The 961-nt window shown below is 56.4% G+C and carries 1 protein-coding gene; it reads left to right on the forward strand.

Annotated features, from left to right (window positions below; genetic code table 11):
* Window positions 1–85: 85 nt before the first annotated feature.
* Window positions 86–961, forward strand: an 876-nt coding sequence (locus ACQZ5Y_RS28275; RefSeq protein WP_448782592.1) for an ISNCY family transposase, incomplete at its 3' end; no start/stop codon positions are given.

A 961-nucleotide genomic window follows, 5' to 3' on the forward strand; every position in this document is an offset into this window, starting at 1 on the left:
TGTAGCCGCAAAGTTAAAGTGTCCTGTTTCTGCAAAGTTGGAATGTCACACTCCCCGGACCTGAATGATACCGGGGAGATTGCGGATGGGATTGATCACGATGAGCGAGCGCGATTTGCAGCGGATCGAGGTTTTGTCGAAAGTCGTTGATGGCCGCATGACCATCGTCGCAGCGGCGCATGTGCTGGCAATCAGCGCCCGGCATGTTCAGAGACTGATTGGTCGTATTGAGGCTACCGGCGCTGCCTCGATCAGACACAAGGCAATTGGTCGCCCGTCGAACAATAAAATCGCCACCGGCGTCCGCGATTACGTTTTGATTCTGGTGCGCGAACGCTACCTTGATTTCGGGCCAACGCTGGCGGCCGAGAAGCTTAAGGAAGAGCATGGCGTCACAGTCTCGCGTGAGACGCTGCGTAAGTGGATGCAGGATGCTGGCATATGGCTTTCGAGAAAACAGCGGCGGGCGTTTCATCAGCCGCGGTTGCGGCGCGAGGCTTATGGTGAACTGGTGCAGATCGACGGCTCCGAGCACCGCTGGTTTGAGGACCGTGGCCCTGCGTGCTCTCTGCTGGTCTTCGTCGACGATGCGACCGGAAAGCTGATGCAGCTGCGGTTTGTTCGATCGGAGAGCGCTTTTACCTATTTCGAGGCGCTTTCGCTTTACCTTGAAGAGCATGGCGCACCTATCGCCTTTTACTCCGACAAACATTCCGTTTTTCGTGTCGCCCGGAAAGACGCCAAGGGTGGGCAAGGCATGACGCAGTTTGGTCGCGCGCTATCGGAGCTGCACATCGAGATCCTTTGCGCCAATTCCAGCCAGGCCAAGGGACGCGTCGAGCGTATGAACAGGACATTGCAGGATCGGCTGGTCAAGGAATTGAGGCTTGCCAATATCAGTGACATGGAGACCGGCAATGCGTTTCTGCCAGCCTTCATCGAGCGATACAATGACCGCTTT

It is taken from the genome of Agrobacterium sp. A3-95, assembly GCF_053521785.1.